The sequence below is a fragment of the Barnesiella propionica genome (assembly GCF_025567045.1).
Classification (GTDB): domain Bacteria; phylum Bacteroidota; class Bacteroidia; order Bacteroidales; family Barnesiellaceae; genus Barnesiella_B; species Barnesiella_B propionica.
The window spans coordinates 377794-398369 of sequence record NZ_JAOQJK010000003.1 but is presented as its reverse complement, the minus strand read 5'-3'; the positions used below and the strand labels follow the sequence as shown (position 1 = coordinate 398369).

Below are 20576 nucleotides of genomic sequence, written 5' to 3'. Positions count from 1 at the left end.
GTTATTTTTGACAGATATATCGCTGTAAAGATGTTGAAATGTAGAATTTGTTACTTAGCCGGGATATTTTTATTATTGTCCTGTTGTTCTGTCAAGTCGGAGAAGAAATTACAAACTTCAATGAAAGATACCCCTATAACAGAAATACCGGTTTTTGATGAAGATAGTGCGTATAGTTATGTTGAACGGCAAGTCGAGTTCGGTTATCGTGTACCCAATACTCCGGAACATGAGGCAACAGCAGCATTCCTTTCTTCGGAACTGAACCGGCATGGTGCACAGGTACAGGTTCAGGAAGGGCAAGTTACTGCATATGACGGTACTATTCTGAATATACGTAATATAATAGGAAGTTATAATCCGGATAAGGAAGACCGTATTCTGCTTTTTGCACATTGGGATACGCGGCCTTATGCCGATCATGATGTTATCGAAGCCAACTGGCGGAAACCTATAGCCGGGGCGAACGACGGAGCCAGCGGAGTGGGCGTGTTGCTGGAAATAGCCCGGCAGCTGGGAAAGAATCTCCCGAAAGTAGGTGTGGATATTATCTTTTTTGATGCGGAAGATTATGGAATACCAGAGTTTTGGACCGGAGACTATTCAGAGGACTCCTGGGCATTAGGTACGCAATACTGGGCAAACCATCCTCACCAGCCAGGATATAAAGCCCGTTACGGGATATTATTGGACATGGTGGGCGACAGTTATGCTACATTTTATAAAGAACAATTTTCCATGCACTATGCGGCCGGGATAGTGAACCGTATATGGCGTACAGCACAACGTATCGGTTATGGAAAATATTTTATTAATCGGGATGGCGGTTATATTACCGATGATCATGTATATGTCAATAAAGTAGGTATACCTGCTGTCGATATTATACATTTTGAACCTAACACTCCTACGGGATTTCCGGCGCAATGGCATACGGTCGACGATACGATGGAACATATAGATCCCGTTACTCTGAAGGCAGTAGGACAAACGGTCCTTACTGTACTGTATGAAGAGTAGCAGGGTTATAAAATTATACGATAGAAAAATGAAAACAATAAATGAAACACAGGATGAGATCGTAAATGAATTCTCAGAGTTTGAGGATTGGATGGATAAGTATGCTTTGCTTATCGACCTCGGTAATTCTCAGGAATCGCTGGACGAACAATATAAAACGCCGGAGAATCTTATAGAAGGCTGTCAGAGCCGGGTATGGCTACAAGCCGATTATCATGACGGGAAAGTCTATTTTCATGCCGAAAGCGATGCGATTATCGTAAAAGGGATTGTATCATTGCTTATACAGGTACTTTCAGGACATACTCCGGACGAGATATTAAATGCGGACTTGTATTTTATTGAAAAGATAGGGCTTAAAGAACATTTGTCTCCTACCCGTTCCAATGGACTGGTAGCTATGGTAAAACAGATGAATATGTATGCCCTGGCATATAAAGTAAAAAACGAACAGGAGATAAAGTAACAAATCTAATATAAACTATTAAAAAACATCTGAGCTTATGTTTAAAGGTCAACCCAGAGGATTAATTATTGCCTCTATTGCCAACATGGGAGAGCGTTTTGGTTTTTATACCATGATGGCGATCCTCGTTTTCTTTTTACAGGCCCGTTACGGAATGAGCGTTGCCGAGTCGGGCGATGTTTATAGCTGGTTCTATTTTGGAATATATGCTATGGCTTTGCTGGGCGGTATAATGGCGGATAAATATACCGGATTGGGACGTACCATTCTGGTAGGTATCGTAACCATGTTACTGGGGTATATCGTACTTACCGTGCCTGTGGATAACCGTATGATTACTTACGGAGGTCTTGTTATCATTGCATTGGGTAACGGTCTTTTTAAAGGAAATCTTCAGGCATTGGTCGGGAACTTGTATGAAAATGAAAAGTACGGAAAGCTTCGGGATTCCGCTTTCAGTATTTTTTATATGTGTATTAATATCGGTGCTTTTTTTGCTCCGTCTGCTGCCGAAGGAATGTTGAATTACGTATTAAAAGGTTCTCATTTTATTTATAACGGGCAGCTTCCTTCTTTATGCCATCAGTATCTGGACGGAGCTAAAGGACTGGATGTCGCTTATTTCCAGGAGTTGGCAGATAAGGCTTCCATGACGCCGATTGCCGATTACAGTACTTTTGCCCATTCATATATCAATGCAGTTTCCACAGGTTATAATTATGCTTTCGCAGTGGCTGCTTTTGCGATGCTGGTTTCGATGTTGGTATATGTTGGCTACCGTAAATATTTAGCACCAGGCGATTTTAATTCGAAGAGTGCGGCCGCCCAGGGAATGAAAGTCGAATCTATTTCTCCTGCTGAAACAAAAAAACGTCTTACCGCACTGGGTATGGTATTTTTCGTTGTTATTTTCTTCTGGATGGCTTTCCACCAGAATGGTTTGACGTTAAACCAGTTTGCTAAAGACTACACGGTAAACGAGGTAGGTCCTTTCACTAATATGTTTTTTAATTTAGGAGCCTTCCTTTCTGTCATAGCCTTTGTCGGCGGTTTAATACTTGCTATACGAAAAGGCAGCAATAAGAATAAAATTGTGGGGGCTGTTCTGGCTGTCGCAGGATTGGTCGGTTCTTATTTGTTCTATACCAGTTTCGGAGCGGAAAATCCTATTACTCCTGCAAAATTCCAGCAGTTTAATCCTGTTTTTATTGTTTTCCTTACCCCGGTTGTAGTAGGTGCATTTGCGTGGATGAACAAGAAAAACTGTGAGCCTTCCACTCCCCGTAAAATAGGTTATGGTATGGTAATAGCGGCTATAGGCTTTGCAATCATGGTATTTGCTTCTATGGGGCTGACAGCACCGAAAGAACTGGCGTCCGAAGGTTCTTCTTTGGTTTCGCCTTATTGGTTGATAAGTACATATTTTACATTGACATTGGCCGAATTATGTTTGAGCCCTATGGGTATTTCTTTTGTTTCCAAGGTTGCTCCTCCCCAGTATAAAGGTCTTATGCAGGGTTGCTGGTTAGGTGCTACGGCAATAGGAAACAAGCTTCTTTTTGTCGGAAGCTATTTCTGGGAAAGATTAGAGTTGTGGCAATTATGGAGTATCTTTATTGGATGTTGTTTAGCTTCGGCTTTAATTATCTTTGCTTTGATGAAACGTCTTGAAGCAGTTGCAAAATAAGATTTATAAGCAATAATAAAAAACGGAGGACTAAAAAACAAGTCCTCCGTTTTTTATGCTGCTTGAAATAATTTTTATTTCTTTACGATAGTAAGTTTTCCGTTTTTACTACTCAAGACATCACCTGTTATTATATTGTTTTTAATGACTTCGTTCCGGCATTTTATCAATGTTATTCCATCTTTTATTTGATTAAAAGGCTTAAATGTATGGTTCCTTTCGATGGTGTTATTCTTGAATTGAAGGCCGTCCACGCTAAGTGCATATATAATAGGATAATCGAAAGGATTGAATTTATTATTCAATATTCTGATATTCCTATGGAAAGGTTTGTTTATATCAGGTTCCGGAATGGTCGGCTTAATGGTTATGACAGCTTCACAAAACTCATAATATGAAGACATGCAAGGATACCGGAATTCGTTTCCTGCAATAAGAACGTCTTTTACGCCTCCTGATTCATAATAGTTATTGGCATCACCTGCAATTAATATGGCAGAGCCGCTCGATTCGAATATATTATTTTCTATAACGACTTTGCCCGGAGTGGAAACTAATATTCCTCTTGCCCTACAGGAGCCGAAAAAAGAATTGCGTATATCTACGTCTGGTGTCCATGTGAGATTTTCCAGAGCATCTCCTATTTTTAAACTTTCGGGGGCTGGCGCCGATAATTCTATTTCAAATTCGTTGATATCGATTATTTTTAAATTTTTTATTGTTGTTGTGGCATATGTTTCCATAGATTTGTTTTCAATGAATCCGATTTTATCTCCAGTCATACCCCATATCATGCCCCGGCTCATTTCGTGCATAAACCGGCATTTAATTTTATTCGTCGAAAGAATATCGACGATTTTTACGCAAGTACCGTGAATATTTATAGGGTCGTCCATCAGTCCGGCCCACCGGCAACTATCGACACTAATATTTCCTTTACATCCCATAAGATGAAAACCGTCATCGTGTCCGCTGAACAGTCTTCCTTTTTGAGCATTAGGAACAGCATTGACCTGTTTAAAACTCAGGTTTTCGGAATATTGCGCCAATATGCCTAATCCGGCAGCGTGGTGTAACTGAATGCCGGATAAGTTGACGTTGCTGCTGTTACAGATAAATATACCTGCATGGTCTCTCGTACTGTGTCTCAGGACCAGAACGTTCCTTATGGCAGGATATCTTTTAAATCCTCCGTCCCTTCTCATACGTACTATTCCATAAACGGACGATGAGGCTTTGTATTCCTTCCATCCTTTTCCTAAGGCATACTGACCTCCTGTTTGTGGTTCTATTAATCCGGTATTCGGGTTAAATTCCATAGCAAGGGTTATCGCACTTTTCCATCCTTCTCCTGTGAATACCAGTTTTTCATTTTCAATAATATACGGATATTGTAGTGTATTTATTTTGAGATCTATATATTCGTCCCCGATCGATATGATTTCTGCCTGCGAGGTTAAAGGAATATCCCAGTCTATGGAGAAATTTTTCAGTGTGATATGATTACATCTTTCAACTGTCAGGGGTTGTATGCGGTCGTGCATGATAAATTCGGAGCCGTTGCCGTCCAGCGTAAAATGATTTATTTCTTCCAGTAGTATAGCCAGTCGTTTAGGGAAAACGTCATAAGTATTTGTTTCATAATAATCTTTTTCTTTGGCATATTGCGGCCAGAAATCATACCTGCCTCGGGGAAAAGATAAAATGACGCTATCTTTATCTTTACATGCTTCCAGTGCCTTCTGGATATATAATACAGCATTTTCCCGCGTGTCGGGCTTTAATCCGAAGTCTGATACGGATATGGAGGTTTGAGCGGTTATATTTCCCGTATTTATAAAGCATAATATGAGGAGTATACAGAGAGTTTTATGTAGTATATGCATCGTGTTTATATAAATAAGTTTGTGTTTTATTAGAATAAAGACGGTTGTTCCTGGCATTCCAGTCATTATTTTTTAGCATTGACCTGTAATTTACTGAGGGTTGTTCCGTTGTCCGACAGCATGCTAACGTTTAATTCCTGTGAATCGGCTTCTAACCGTATAAGAGTTCGTTTGCCATCGGCAGGGCCCCCTCCTATCATGATGGGATAATTGTGTTCTGTGCATCCCGGACAATAATATGCACTGTGCGTATGTCCTGCAATAAGAACCGATATGTCGTATTTATTAAGCGTGTTTCCTATAAATTGCCTGCAATGTGTCGTACCGTGCCAGTCCCCGGCGTGATGGGTGGGTATGTGCATCAAAACCACGGTATATTTGGCTGCTTTTCGTTCCGGGGAGTTCAATTCTTTTTCCAGCCATATTTTTTGTTCTATCCGGTATTCGTCGAAGAAAGCCAGACCTCCATAAGCTTCGAAGTTAGAATCTTCTTTATCTTCGCCGCTGTCCAGAACAATGAAATATACAGGTCCCCAGGTAAATGAATAATATAGGTTCTCGGAGGGAGAATCGAAATAATCACTGAAATTGAAGGCGTGTGCCCCGCGTGTTTCATGGTTTCCCCGTCCGAAATAAAAAGGTATACGAGTAGCGAAATTATCGCAACATGGATCGATTACCGATTTTATAGCTCGCGTCTGGTCTTCAAATTCACTGATAAGGTCGCCGTTCAGGAATACGAAATCATATATTCCCGTATTGTAATTTAATAAAGCTTTTATGGATGCGGGTCTTTCATGCAGGTCATTAAAAACCAAAGCCCTTACTTTTTCAGGAGATTCTCCCGGAGTCGTAAATTCGAATTTAATACTGTTCAGGGTCATACCGAATTCTTTCTGATACGCTTCCAGTTTGATGATTTCTTTAGAACATACTCTGTAATAATATTTGGTAGCCGGTTTCAGTCCGGTTAACCGGATTTTATTCACCGTATTATTAGCTACAGCCATGCCGTGCTTTTTACCGATTGTCTTTTGTCCCAACTCGGTTGTTTCTCCATATTCTACCCAGCTAAAACTGTTTGTCGAAGCTATCCAGCAAATGGTCATAGCCGTAGGAGATGGATTTTGTAAGTAAGGCCGGGTTTTAAATGAAGCGGCAGACAGTGATGATGTTCCGGCAAACAGATTTACAGATGGAAATAATATGGCTCCGGTACCAAACAATGCCATTTTTCTCAGAGCTTCTCTACGGCTATTCTTTAATTCTTCTTTTTCCATAATTTTCAGAGTATTTCAATAGTACAGATGAAAATCAAAGTATAGTAATTGCATATTATATTATGATTTTCGTAATCGTAGTGTAGTTTATTTTGTATTTAAGCTGTAGAAACAGGACGGTTTATAATAGGATTTTTTTTGTTGATTTCCCTGCTTTTACTATATAGATAGTTTGTTTTTCCAGTCCCGAAATATAGGTTATGTTGCTATCCGGAGTTATGGTGCGCAATAGAATGCCATTAGCCGAGAATACCTGGATTGCATCGGTAGATGTGGTATTCACACAAATTTTGTCTCCGGAAACATAAATATCGTTTGTTCCCGATTTTATATTTTCCAAGGCATCGACATCTGCATCATAAGAACTTTTTAACTCTCCGTTTTCACCTATGATTTTCAATGAGATTTTATCTTTATTGGCAGTCATTTGAATGATTGTGCGATTTCCCTCATCGGCATTGCCTCCTATGGCTATTGAGTATTTATGGTTATCGTCGGGTGTATATATATGGGAATTTCCTGAGTACCCTGCAATGAGAACATTTACATGATAACGGTTCATAAGAGGCGTGAATAGCTGATTGCAGTGTTCCACGCCATGACACGTATCGGCATGGTGTGTAGGATAATTCATGATTACAATCCGAAAAGATGCGTCTTTGGCAGTATCTGACTGTAACTGTTCTTCCAGCCATCTGGACTGCTGTTCTCTGTATTCGTCAAAATAGGATAATTCGGCGTACGAACTGTCCGAGTCGTCTTTATCTTCTCCGGAATCGAGAAAAATGAAAAATACAGGGCCCCATCGAAGTGAAAAATATGCTTCATGAGTAGCGGTTTCAAAATAATCGTAAAAGTTACGGGCCCATGGGCCGCGCGTTTCGAGGTTTCCCCGGTTATAAAAAAGAGGGATATGTGTGGCAAAAGCCGTGCAGCAAGGAGATATGATATCGTTAATAAGTTGAGATTCGGATTCTGCATTGTTAATCATATTACCATTCAGGCATACGAAATCATAATTCTGCCCCGAATTTAAAGAAATTAATTTTTTAAGAGATTCGGAATTGCTTTTTAAATCATTTAAGAATAAAGCTGTAACGGTAGAATTGTCCATGTCGGGCATGACAAAGGAATAAGTTTCACTGTATTTTTCCGCACCGTAAATTTTGTCATATGCGGCCAGCTTAAGAATGGGTTTCGATACAATGCGGAAGAAATATTGTTTTCCTGGAAACAGGCTTTTCAATGTCACTTTATTGATTTTTCTGTTTGCAAGCGCTAACCCTCCGGATTTTGCAATGCCTTTTGCTCCCATTAAAGTTGCCGAACTGCCGTATTCTACCCAACTGTAACTATTCGTATTACATATCCATGTTATAGTAATGCTGTTTGCTGTTACATTTTGAAGGAATGGTTCTGTTGAAAATCCGTCTGTCACTGTCGTTTTTGAGTGTTTGTGTTCTTTTGCCGTTACCGGCAGTATCATAGCTCCTGCACAGAACAAAGACGTCTGTTTTAACCATTTGCGTCGACTGTGATTTATCGGGTGTTGTTTCATATTCTAGCTTATTATCGTATTTTATTAATTATCCGGGAGTGACAGCTCTCGTCACTCCCGGTATAATAATAAATGAAAGATTTGTTATCGTTTGATTATTCTTACCGAGCTTTGGGAATTATTCCCGTTGATCAGTAGTGTGTATAGACCGGCAGGGAGATTGTCGACCGAAATGCTTTTGTTTTCGGAAGAGATAATCTCTGTATTTGCGGTATATACTGTAATCCCTTTCATATCGATGATATCGATACGGTAAGTTCCGGATACGAGACCTTGGGCATCGATGAAGATTTTGTTATCAGTTACAGGATTGGGATATACTGATATCTTTCCGGTAGAAATACTTTTGACTGCAAAAGTGCCGGTAAGGTTAAGATATGCTTTAGCTGTTGCTATACAACCTGCTTCATCTTCTGCGACAACAGTAAATTCATATTCTTTGGCCGGCGAATTCGGTGTTCCGGAAATTACTCCTGTTTCGGAATCAAGCGTTGCAATGGAGAGTCCGTACGGTACTTGTGAGGGGTCTTCGAATGACCAGGTTACATTACCCGTGGCGGATAATACATATACATATCCGGTATATGGAACGCCATTTTCAGCATCGTCCAGGTAGATATTTTCTATACTTATATCGCAATCGGAACCTATGATAGAAATAGAGTATTCTTTTTCGAGAGTAGTTATACCATCTGTTCCTTTAACGGTAAATGTGCTTTTTCCTACTGCGGTGGGTTTACCGGTGATTTTTCCGGAGTCGTCCATTGTTAATCCTGCGGGGAGAGCACCGCCCGTAATACTGAATTTTAATAATAAAGGACTGGCAATACCTTGTATTTCGACATGACCTGTATAATCTTCATTCAGTTTACCTTCGGGCAATACGGCAAATATTCCGGCTGATTGAGAATAACGGGCTACGAAAAATGCACCGCCGTCGATGAATGATTGGGTTCCCGAATATCCCTGCGGATATAATTTACCGGAGAACGGGCCTGAAAGAATGAGATCGTCTGTTTGATTGTCGATGCTTAATGCGATACCGGTAAGCGATTGTCCTGAACTGATGTTGTTTCCTGCCGGCATGGCCCAGATGAGATCGCCTTCTTTGTTATATTTTGCTACGAACGAACTGATTGCTGCATTCGGAGGTAAGGGCAATTTGACACTTCCTTTCAAAATAATGTCGCTCTTGTAATATCCTACGACATACAGATTGTCATTTTTGTCGACATGTACGGAGGTCGCTCCGGAGCCTGAGGACGCTGGTAATTGAATATAAGAAATACATTCTCCGTTCGGATTGAATTTATAAACGACGGCATTCGTTCCGGCTAAAGTGAGTGTTCCTACATTAGGAATTTCTATGGTTCCGCTGCTGAATGTTGCGTAATATAAATTGCCCTGTGAATCTATTTCGAGACCGTGGCCTCTTCCGGGGAGCACACTTTTGGCACTACCTATCTGGCTTACCCATTGACAAACTCCGTTTTCATTGTATTTGGCAATAAAGGAAACGTCGGTTTTAGCATCGACAGATTTTCCGTTACCGAAATCTAATGTTCCGCCGTTCACTACACCTGAAATATAGACGTTGTTGGCTTCATCGACAACGAGCCCGTATGATTCCTGACTTCCGCCTGATGAACCGAAACCTTTGGACCATATTGCTTTACCTTCTCCGTTAAATTTTATAAGCATCAGACGATTGTCTCCGATAACTTCGGTTGTTCCGTCTCCTAATTCAATGTTTATTGGACCGGCAGCTTTGTATCCTAAAGCATAAATATTGCCTTTTTTGTCGAATATGGTGTTGATACCAGCTTCCCAGTCGGCTGTAGAGCCTATTGATTTATGCCAAAGGATGTTCCCCTGCGGATTGAATCGAACCAAGAACATATCCCGGCCGCCATTGGTAGGAATCGGTTCAGAACTGGTCAGATCGCCAACTAATGCATCGGGAGTTACTATACCGGTAAATACGATGTCTCCGGTCGTAGGGTCTGTGGCAACGGCCTGTCCTTGTTCATTGCGGCCCGAAACCTCTGCTCCGCCTATCCGGCGTCCCCACATGAAAGTTCCGTTACTTCCGTTGTATTTTGCTACTAAAGCGTCTGGATTGGAAGAGTAAGGGAACGAAGCGGATTCATTAAATGTTATGTCTCCGTAAGTAGTTGAAAAATAAATGTTTCCTTCTTTGTCTATTGCACTTGATTTGCTATGGTCGAATCCCGAACCATAGATCGGAGTTATCCAGGAAACATGAGGTCCGGCCTGGTAATTGAATTCCGATACGTTTATAGTATAATCCTGAATTTTTGAACATCCGCTTTCTTCGGTAGCTGTCAGGGAGAATGTAATAGAGCCGGTTTGTTGTAATGTGCCGCTCAGTACCCCGGTAGCCGGATCGATAGATAATCCTTTAGGCAAATTATCTCCGCTCCATGTTACGATACCGTCGCTGTTTTCCAACGTGAATTTTTGAGAGAAATATCCGGTGAACATTTCATCACTGATAGCATCCGGTGTAATTTCTAATATTTCACAAGGTTTAGCTTCTATCGTATAGCTATATTCTTTTTCCAGTGTTACATTGTCCGTTGTATTTCTGACTTGAACTGTAAAAGTTCCCGAACCTGTATTTGATGCCCGTCCCGAAATAATACCATTGCTCGAGTCAAGTGTCCATCCGTTAGGTAGAACTCCGTTGATTATCTCGAAAGTATAGTTGGCTGGAGCCGCCATAAATACGGGGTAAATCTGGTATGAGAAAGAAACCAGGCGTTTTGCGGTAAAAGATGAAGGCCCGGGTATAGAGGGTTGATCCTTATAAGCAGCACAGATGAAATCGTGATTTGCCCCATTTACGTTACGGGCAGAAAATCCTGAAATTTCATCGGCGAAAGGAAATATCATATCTCGATATCTGTCACCGCATATGCCTATATAAGAACCGTTAACGGCAATGTGATTAATGCCTTCATACCCCATGCCTTTTGAATAGTCTATTTCAGAACAATTACCTTCAGGCGTAAATTTGGCGATAAATCCGTTGGCTTCGTTCCCTTCTTCTAAAGGCAGTGTAATTCCTTCGATAGTTATAGGTGCTTTATAGAATCCGCAGATGAAGATATTGCCTGAATTATCGGAGGACATGCTTTTATATTCATAGCTACCGTTACATTGGGGCATTTTTTGCCATAATTGTTCACCTGTGCTGCTATAGGCCGAAACAAAGAATTGTCCTTGGTCTACACCCATTAATGCAATACCGTTGTTGCTCAGGAGAGCCAATTTTCTTCCTTCTTGAGAACCTGTTCCATCCAGTAATTTGGACCATAGTACAGAACCGTCATTGCCGGATAATTTTAACAGGAATGCATCGGTTGTCGCTTCAGGGGTCATATAATAGGTATTGTTGCCGAAAACTACCTCTCTTCTTTTTTCCGATTCATTTGTCAAATCTGCTCCGCCGCTGTTCAATACTCCTGTCAGATAAACATTACCTTCATTATCTGCAATGATGGAGTTTCCTTTATCTTTAAATATGGAACCGAAATTTTTTGCCCATACAGGTTTTCCTTCTGCGTTGAACTTAATAACCAGGGCGTCGGTTCCCCAGTTTCCATTGACTCCGAGGCTGAGGGAAGTACCATCTGCCAGCTCCAGGGTAAATTTATTGGCATTATCAAATGCTTCCTGGAAAACATATACATTCCCGTCTCTATCTGCCGAGACTCCATTGAACATATCCCAGTCTTTTGCTGTACCTAAAGTCGTGGCCCAAACCGCATTTCCCGTTTGAGGGTCGATCTTTGCCAGATAATAGTCCATAAAGCCTTTGCTTACCGCATCTTTTCCGAATAAGGTAACGGCGTGTTCTGAACCTACATTCGTTGTTACACCGCCAACTGCGTATACATATCCGTCCGGGCCGTAAGTAACACTTGTGATTTGTGTATTTTTTGTGCTGGTCGGTTCTCCCGAACTGCTGGCATAATTACCCCAGGCGAAACTACCGTCGGCATTGATCTTTATCAATATTCCGGCTCTTCCGTCGGTCTGTGTGTTTAATACTTCATCGTAGCTTCCATCTTCTTTTAGGAGATATTGGCCTTTGGCGTTGATCCCGTAAAATAATTCCCCGGAAGGAGATATGGTTAAAGCCTTTTGTTCGCTAACAGCCCCTTTATCGGTTTTCATGGTACGCCAGTTGAGCAGTTGCCCGTAGCTAAGAACGCTTGTCATGGCCATCACCGATGCCATAATAAGCGATGGTAAGCATTTAACTTTGTGAGTTGTCTTTTTCATACGTATTTTTTATTTAGTTGAAGAAATAAAGTGTTTTGCATAATTTACGTCCAGTTCATCCAGCCTTTTTATCTGTTTGGAAAGACGTTTTAGAAAGTCGTTGTAGTCTTTATGGTCTATCGGGGTCCAGTTTACTTCGGCCAGCGCAATGAGACGGGGATAAGTCATATATTCTGCATGTTCCGATGTGGAAATATATTCGGTCCATAAATTACCTTGTACGCCCATAACATATTTTTGATATTCGTTTTTGATGGCAGCAACAGGATTATAAAGATATACCGAGTCCAAAGGAACATATCCGCCTATCGCTAAAGGCTCATTCTCTTTATCCTGAGACTGATAATAATCCAAATAACAGATGTTTCTGGGGGTCATGATGACGGGATGTTCCATTTCTGCTGCTTTAACTCCTCCGGCTTCCCCTCTCCATGACATTACTGTTGCATTGGGTGCCAATCCGCCTTCCAGGATCTCGTCCCAGCCTATTATTTTTTTTCCATGAGAGTTTATGAATTTTTCCATGCGGGATATGAAATAACTCTGCAGCTCATGTTCGTCTTTAAGCCCTAACTTTTTTATATTGTTTTGACAGGTAGGGCATTCTTTCCAGCGATCTTTGGGACATTCATCTCCGCCGATATGGATATAGTTGCTGGGAAATATGGCAAATACTTCGGTCAGCACATCTTCCAGAAATCTGAAGGTAGCTTCTTTGGTACAAAGCACATTTTTGTGGACCCCCCATATGCATGATACCTCATATTTATCGGGTTTGCAGGCTAGTTGAGGGTAAGTAGCCAGTACCGCTTGGGCATGTCCCGGCATTTCAATTTCAGGTATGACTTCTATAAAGCGATCCGAGGCATATTTTACTATCTCCTTTAGTTCTTCTTGTGTATAGAACCCTCCGTGAGGTTTGCCGTCGTAATGGTGCGGTTTTATATTTTTATGGCCGATAAGAGTCTCTTTCCTCCAAGCTCCTATTTTTGTCAGTTCAGGATGCGATTTGATCTCGATGCGCCAGCCTTGGTCATCGGTCAAGTGCAGTTGAAGGCGATTCAGCTTGTTCAGAGCCATAATGTCTATTTGTTTTTTTACATAATCTGCGGGAAAGAAATATCTTCCGGCATCGATCATGAAACCTCTGTGGGTAAATCTCGGTTCGTCTTTGATTATTCCAGCCGGAACTTTCATGTGTATGTTTTTATTGTAGATTTTCTTTTCACATTCGACGGGCAGCAATTGTCTTAATGTCTGAACAGCATAAAAAGCTCCTGCTTCATCGGAAGATAAGATGGTTATCTGCTCCGGGGAAATATTCAAAGAATAACCTTCGGGTTTTATGTTCTGGTCTGTGTCGAAAACGATACTTTTTCCTTTAGCGTCTTCCGGAGCGTATACTAAAGTTACGGCTCCCGTACGATTAGTATAATCAATTAAAAAATCCGCCGCTTTTTTATAATCGGGTTTTATCGTTCTTACTTTTACAGCAATGTTTCCAGAGAAAATAAAATCCCCCTTTTGGTAAGTTACCTGAACCGGTTTAGGGATGATAGGATACCGTTCTGATAGTTTCTCTTCCGATAACTGTACCTGACAAGATGGAGCGAAAGTTATGAGAATAAAGAAAATGAGTATATTATACAATCTTGCTTTCATAATTTATGTAAATCGTTTATGGTTTTATTATTTGTTGGTTCATAAGTGTTTTTCCGTTTTCGTCAACTATTTTTACTTGCAGGGATTGTCCGTTGCTTACCAGATTAAGAACCGATTTGCTGGAGTTAATAATTATCGGATAATTGGTTGCTTTTCCTTTCTCCCAGAATGAAAATGAATGGTAATGGCCGCTCAGCATAAGGTCGATTCCTGCATTTTCCAATATGGGATTGAGCATTTTACGTAACCGTATTTCACCTGCCCAGCCGTTTTGTGTGAACGGAATATGTGAAATGACGATGTGGTACCGGCTATTCCTATATTTTTCGCTATTCACTTCTTCTCTTAACCATTCTGCCTGTTCTTTCATATAGTTGTCAAAATCGACCAAGCCTGAATATTCTATGTCTGAATCGGGTTTGTCTTCTCCGCCGTCCAGTACGATAAAGAAAATATCACCACGTATAAAAGAGTAATAAAATTTCCCTGTTTCGTTGGCCAGGTATTGGGGGAAGTTACGGGCGTATGCCCCTCTTATTTCATGGTTACCACGTGCATATATGAACGGTTGCTGGGAGGCGAACTCATTGATGGAACAATCCAGGAAACCATTGAAAATGTCTTTTTGACTCCCTACATAGTTGCACATGTCTCCGCAAAAAACAATAAGGTTCTGTTTTTTTATATTTCCAATGCTCAATAATTTCGACAGTAGGGCATTATTGCCGTGTATATCGTTTATCATAAGCATCCGTATTTCGTTTTCTGCCGGATCTAAAGTGGAAAATGTTAAAGGTTTTTTATAGATATCGGTAGATATTATTTCCCCTAATTTCGGACGATAGGGACGGAAATCTTCAATTTCCTGAGAGAGTACTCTGTATAAATATTTAGTACCGGGTTCCAGTCCGCGTATATGAATCGAATGTACCGTATCGACATCTATAAGGCCATTGTGTGATGAATAGGCTCTCTGAGGAACGGTCTTGTAGAAGCTACCCTGTTTTTGCGGAGCGTATTCTACCCAGGACTTACAAGGTTTGTTAGTCGTCCATTTTATAGTTATTTCATTTTCTGAAACGTGTTGTAAATACGGTCCGTGGGTAATTTTGAAATTTCCGGACTGGGCCAGAAAAGGAAAAACTATCAGGAGCGAGAGAATAATATATTTATTCATATTGTGATGAAGTTATGACATTTTATATTTACTCGGGAAAACTTTGCTGGTATGATAAGATTTTGTTTGTTTCAATGGGTAATATATGTACGGAGATATCTCCGTACATATATTTGTGGTGATATTATTACCAGCCAGGATTTTGTACCATGTTTGGATTCGTATCTACGTCTCTGGAGTCGATGGGATATAAATAGTGTTTAGGCACTTCAAAGGCTTTTGGTGGTTCGTTGCTATTCCTGACCGTGAGGTAGTCTGCGGCCGGTTGCACATTGCTGGATGAGAAACCGGAAGCGAAGCAGTTCCAGCGCTTCTGTACTTTAGAGAAAGTGAGGTGGGCTGTTTTCCAGCGGCGTGCATCGAAGAAACGGTGTCCTTCTCCTATCAGTTCGATAGTTCTTTCCTGGCGAATAATTTCTCTGTAGTCTTTTCCTTCGATCCCTTGCCATGCATCGTCTACATCGGGAATATTGGCCCGGCGTCTTATCTCATTGAAGTAGAATAAGGCTATTCCATCCAGTTTTTCATAATATTCGTAATAAGCTTCAGCATAGTTCAAGTAAAGTTCAGTTAATCTTAAAAGAGGCATACCATAGTTCTTTTGAGCTACCTTATTATCTTTGAAACTCGTAGAAGGGTGGTATAGCTTCTTTAATATATAACCATTCGGAGCTATGTTGTCTTTCAATGGATCGTTACCGTTAGATAGTCCGGTGACCGGATTTACTTCACCCATACGCATGTACAGTCTCAATGGTTTGGCAGATGACGTGCCGTCGATTCCATCGGATTCGAATTTGGAACGGTCGTATGCAATTTGTCCATAGAAACGAGGTTCCCTGTCCAGGTTCAATCGTGCGGTCGTTTCTCCTGTTTCAGGATCTACGGCGGAACCGTATCGACGTGAATAGTTATATTCCGGATCTTTGTCAATGGGTAATCCGTTCTTGGTATAATAGGTTTCTACCATTTGGAACGAAGGCGATATGCCACCGTAAGGGACGGTTGTAGATCCGGTAGAGATACCTTTCGCCGTATTGAATTGTTGTAGAGATGTTGCACTTCCGGTGTAAGTCCAGATAACATCTGTATTTCCCTCACTGGGTTGCATCACAATCATATACCGGGCTGTTAAATATGCTTTTTCTTTATCGGTAGCTCCCTGTGGTATTTTAGGACATTCAAATAAACTGTAACCATTATCGTGGGCTAAATTAATAGCTTCTTCTGTAGCAGTTAAAGCGGCCAGCCATTTCGATTTTTTATACTCCAAATCCATCAACGATTCTCCGTCCTTGTTGGTGAAATTGCTGTAATATTCGGCATTACCGTTAAATAAAGGGCTGGCTGCATATAATAGCATACGCGCTTTTATACCTTTTGCAGCAACACTGGTCGGTTTCCCGAATTCACTGGATGCTTGTCTGGGGGGCAATATAAATGCAACTTCGTCCAACAGATTAGCTATCCATTCTACACATTTGTCGTAAGGCTGGCGTTTGGGATACATTACTTCTTCCGGACCTTCAAATGGAGTTTCTTCTTCGATTATAACGATAGGTCCGTATAGGCGTAACAAACAATAATGGTAGTAGGCGATAAGGAACTTAGCCTCTGCACTCCACATGTTCACATTGTCATCCGATATCTGCGGAACACTTTTTATGCGGTTTAAAAAAGTATAACATTGGCGTATTGCACCATATAAATTATATGCAATACAACGATCGGGCTGGGTTTCACTTTTAAAGTGAGACCAGTAATTAAACAGCGGATCGGCAGCCGTTTGTCCTCCTATATTAGGTACTTTTCCAAAGTGCCAGGTGGTGGCCCATTGGGAAGTGAGACAGAGTTCGTCACTTGCGCCGATCAATTCGGGTGCATCGTTCAAATATGAATAATGCGGCATGTAAGAATAACAAGCGTAAAGAAAGTTGCGGGCGTTGGTGACGGTAGAAAATGCTTCTTCCAACGAACCTTTCTTTTCGGGTTCCACATCCAGATAATTGCATCCGGTTAATAAAAAACCGGAACAAAAAAGCATGGTTATGATTTTATATATCAATTTCATTGTTCTTAGAATTTAAATTGAATACCGAGATTAATAACTCTTTGCAATGGATACACAAGACCGTTCCCGTTGCTATCGCTTCCGTTATTGCTTCCTCCAATTTCCGGATCCCAATATTTGAAGCCTGTAAATGTTAATAAGTTGGAGCCTGAAAGATATATTCTCATAAATTTGTGGTTAAATCCTATTTCCGCGTTTTTCAAGCGTAAGAAAGCTCCGCTTCTTAACCAGAATGTTGATTTCTGGTTCGTATTTTCGGCTCCGACTGTATGTGCAAGCCTTGGATAAGAAGCATTGGGATTCGGGTTGGATTCCGACCAGTAATCGTCAGCTACGAATTGGAGGACGTTCGAATAATATGTACCGAACGGATGTATATTATCCAGATAAATAGATACTTTAGCTGCTCCCTGGAAGAATACGGAGAAATCCCATTTCTTGTATTGAAGAGAGCCGCCGAAACCGTAAATTATTTGCGGAATATATGGATCTCCTATATATTTACGGTCGTATTCATTGATTATTCCATCGTTGTTCAGGTCTTTATATTTTATGTCTCCGGGTTTAATATTGGGCATAACGGCCGATTGGTCCTTGCTGGTTTTGATATCATTCTCGTCTTTGAACAATCCGTCGGCAATATAAGCGGGACCGATTCTGTTTAGCGGGCCGCCTTTCTCATATTGATAATCCCATTTATAAAATGGCTCGTCTTTATCAACCAGCTCATTGACTGCATAAGTAAGATTTCCTTTTACAGATAGTATGACATCTTTACGGAATGCATGATTGTATTCTAAAGACATGTCTATCCCCTGATTTTTTACACGTCCGATATTAGCCAATGCTGTGGCACCACCGATACCGGTGGTAGCAGCTACGGATTTCCGTTGCATTAAGATACTGTTACGGTTTTCATAAAAATAGTCTGCGATGAGCAAAACTTTTTGATCGAATAACCCTAATTCAATACCTACATTTGTTTTCTTGGCAACTTCCCATGTCGCATTTTCATTTCCGTAAGCCGATACAATAGCTCCGTTAGGCGTTTTCTGGAAGTTTTCTCCGAATGCATATCCGGCTCCATTCATAGTAACATTGGTGATACCGGGGAATCTTATAGAACTTGCGGAGTTACCTACGGTTCCGTATGAACCTCTGATCTTTAGCAAACTTACAACGTCGGTTAACGGTGCGAAGAAATTTTCATTGGAAATAATATATCCAAGGGCGTAAGAGGGGAAGAATCCGAATTGTTTACCTTTTACAAAATTGTCGCTACCGCTATACCCGAAGTTGAATTCAAAGAAATAACGCTTGTCAAAATCATAGGTTAAACGTCCTGCCAACCCTTGATTCCGTTCTCCCAATGCGTCGTTATAACTGGCACTTCCCGGAGTGTTTTTGTAATAACCCCGTTGTAAATATACCAACTGGGCGGCTACATCATGTACTTTGAGAAACTTTCGTTCATAATTAATGGAAATATTCGTATTCAGTAACCTGTCTCCCGAGCTTGAATTTTTTGCCGTAATAGCATTGGTTCCATTATCGTTCACGGCTTTGAGTACATATGGATATTCTCCTTCCGGTTGTTCTATACCGAATGCGTTCGGGTCGATCTGGAAATAAGATGGGACAAAAGTACGGCTGCAAGTAGTGGAACTGAAGTTTTTCAAAGAAAAAAGAGCGCTTACTTTTAATCCTGGTGTGATGAATTTTAAATCCTGATCAAACGTAAATGCGGCCATGGCGGTTGTCCGGAACCGTTCTTCAATTCCAGCGGATAACTCGGCATAAGGATTTGCATAACGGTCGTTTTGCGGGCCTCCGGACTTATTGCCATAAGCTGAGTAGTTCGTTCCCGGTATATTCGGGAACTTGATGGGATATAAAGCGGGAGGAGCCCACATAACCCGGTTAAATATATAACTGATGCTATTGGACGGTCCTTTATAGTCCTGTATCTGCATATTCAGTTTAACGCCCACTTTTGTCGTTTTTGTGATATGAGCATTGACGTTAGACTGGAATGAATATCGTAAATTAGATATATTGTTCTTAAATGGGTTATCATTAGATGTTTTTACCATACCCATATCATTATTGAAGGTGGCGCTGATGAAATAATCCATCCGGTTTCCGCCTCCCGAAACATTCAGGTTAACAGCCTGATCGTAGGTGACATCTTTGAACATTTCTCCATACCAGTCTATATTGGGATACATATAAGGATCCAGATGATTCTTGACTCCGTTGATTTGATCGTCCGAGAATATGGGGGCTGCTCCCGGAGTGCGGGCTTCAACAGCTTCGTTAAACATATTCATGTATGTATAAGCATCGGCTATTTTGGGTATTTGAGTGGGCATGGACATACGGCCTTCGATACGGATATTGATGGTAGGTTTACCCCCCAATTGTCCGGACTTCGTTGTTACCAACATAACGCCGTTTGCGCCCCGTGAACCGTATAACGCCGTGGCCGTCGCATCTTTCAATACCGAAAAGCTTTCAATAACTTCAGGAGCAAGAGCATTTAAATCGTAAGAACTTGATTCTGTACCATCAATAAGTATCAAAGGGCTTTGTGCCGATGCGAATGTACCTACGCCGCGGATCCAGAAATTGGCCCCATCGGCTCCTGGTTCACCGGATTTCTGGACAGAGATTATACCGGCTATACGACCTGCAAAAGTGTTGGAGAGATTCGTAGTCGGCAGTTTAATGTCTTCTGATTTTACCGATTGAATAGCTCCAATAACGCTTTCTTTCTTTTGTTTTCCGAAACCGACAACTACAACTTCTTCCAATGTTTTCGTATCTTCGTTTAATGTGATGTTGAATACCGTTTTGTTTCCGATTTTTAATTCCTGAGGAACATATCCGATATATGAAACAGATAAGGTTCCGCCGGACGGAGCTGTTAACTTAAATTCCCCATTGATGTCGGTAGCTGTACCGTTACTGGTTCCTTTTACTATAACAGTCGCACCGATAATTGCTTCGCCTACTGCATCTACTACGGTTCCTGAAATTCTATGGCTGTTTTGAGACCGTGTCTTTTGTTCTTCTTTGCTTAAGACGATTTGTTTTCCGTCTATTGAATAAGACACTCCTGAACCGTCGAACAGACTTGCCAGGACGATTTTAATAGGTTTGTTTTTAACGGTTATACTTACTTTTCTGGTAACGTCTACCATCTGTTTGTTATAGAGAAATGTGTAGTCCGTTTCAGTTTCGATTTGGTTCAGCACTCGCTCTACGGTAACATTCTGCATGTTCAGACTTAAGGTTCCGTCTTGTGACGGATTATTATTACCGAATGCGGCTAATGTGCTTGAAATAATGAGTAAAAATAAGCAGATGAAGGCTTTTTGTCCTGGAATAGGATAGGGTATATTATATCGCCTCCTATTTTTGTGAATAGAAATATAATTCATACATTTGTAATATGT

General features: G+C 40.9%; 11 protein-coding genes. 3 read left to right on the top strand and 8 right to left on the bottom strand.

The features are described 5' to 3' along the window. Positions 1-30: 30 nt before the first annotated feature. The 3 genes from OCV73_RS06375 to OCV73_RS06365 are packed head-to-tail and all read left to right on the top strand — an operon-like array spanning position 31 to position 3173. Positions 31-1020, top strand: a complete 990-nt coding sequence (locus tag OCV73_RS06375; protein WP_147550470.1) for a M28 family peptidase — start codon at positions 31-33, stop codon at positions 1018-1020. A gap of 28 nt (positions 1021-1048) precedes the next feature. Then, the gene (locus OCV73_RS06370) at positions 1049-1486 is read left to right on the top strand and encodes a SufE family protein (protein ID WP_147550468.1); all 438 of its coding nucleotides are present in this window, start codon (positions 1049-1051) and stop codon (positions 1484-1486) included. A 37-nt stretch (positions 1487-1523) separates the two neighbouring features. Continuing rightward, positions 1524-3173 (top strand): peptide MFS transporter, encoded by a 1650-nt coding sequence (locus OCV73_RS06365; protein WP_147550466.1) that lies wholly within the window; start codon positions 1524-1526, stop codon positions 3171-3173. 74 nt (positions 3174-3247) lie between these two features. Here OCV73_RS06365 and OCV73_RS06360 read toward each other — a convergent pair whose 3' ends face one another. From OCV73_RS06360 to OCV73_RS06325, 8 genes are all read right to left on the bottom strand, one after another. Continuing rightward, complete coding sequence (locus OCV73_RS06360; protein WP_147550464.1) at positions 3248-5059, bottom strand: alpha-1,3-galactosidase-related protein; 1812 nt, start codon at positions 5057-5059, stop codon at positions 3248-3250. 65 nt (positions 5060-5124) lie between these two features. Then, a complete protein-coding gene (locus OCV73_RS06355) occupies positions 5125-6339 on the bottom strand; it encodes a purple acid phosphatase family protein (RefSeq protein WP_147550462.1) in 1215 nt (404 codons plus the stop codon). Between the two features lie 121 nt (positions 6340-6460). Then, on the bottom strand, positions 6461-7897 hold the full coding sequence (locus tag OCV73_RS06350) for a metallophosphoesterase family protein (protein WP_147550461.1): 1437 nt from the start codon (positions 7895-7897) through the stop codon (positions 6461-6463). Between the two features lie 84 nt (positions 7898-7981). Further along, the gene (locus OCV73_RS06345; protein WP_147550460.1) at positions 7982-12208 is read right to left on the bottom strand and encodes a putative Ig domain-containing protein; all 4227 of its coding nucleotides are present in this window, start codon (positions 12206-12208) and stop codon (positions 7982-7984) included. 9 nt (positions 12209-12217) lie between these two features. Beyond that, positions 12218-13870: a beta-N-acetylhexosaminidase gene (locus OCV73_RS06340; RefSeq protein WP_147550458.1), complete on the bottom strand. Its 1653-nt coding sequence runs from the start codon at positions 13868-13870 to the stop codon at positions 12218-12220. Positions 13871-13886: 16 nt separating this feature from the next. Beyond that, entirely contained in the window at positions 13887-15047 is a 1161-nt protein-coding gene (locus OCV73_RS06335; RefSeq protein WP_147550456.1) for a purple acid phosphatase family protein, read from the bottom strand. Positions 15048-15174: 127 nt separating this feature from the next. Next, positions 15175-17118, bottom strand: a complete 1944-nt coding sequence (locus tag OCV73_RS06330; RefSeq protein ID WP_147550454.1) for a RagB/SusD family nutrient uptake outer membrane protein — start codon at positions 17116-17118, stop codon at positions 15175-15177. 5 nt (positions 17119-17123) lie between these two features. Beyond that, positions 17124-20561, bottom strand: a complete 3438-nt coding sequence (locus tag OCV73_RS06325; protein WP_147550452.1) for a TonB-dependent receptor — start codon at positions 20559-20561, stop codon at positions 17124-17126. Positions 20562-20576: the final 15 nt, after the last annotated feature.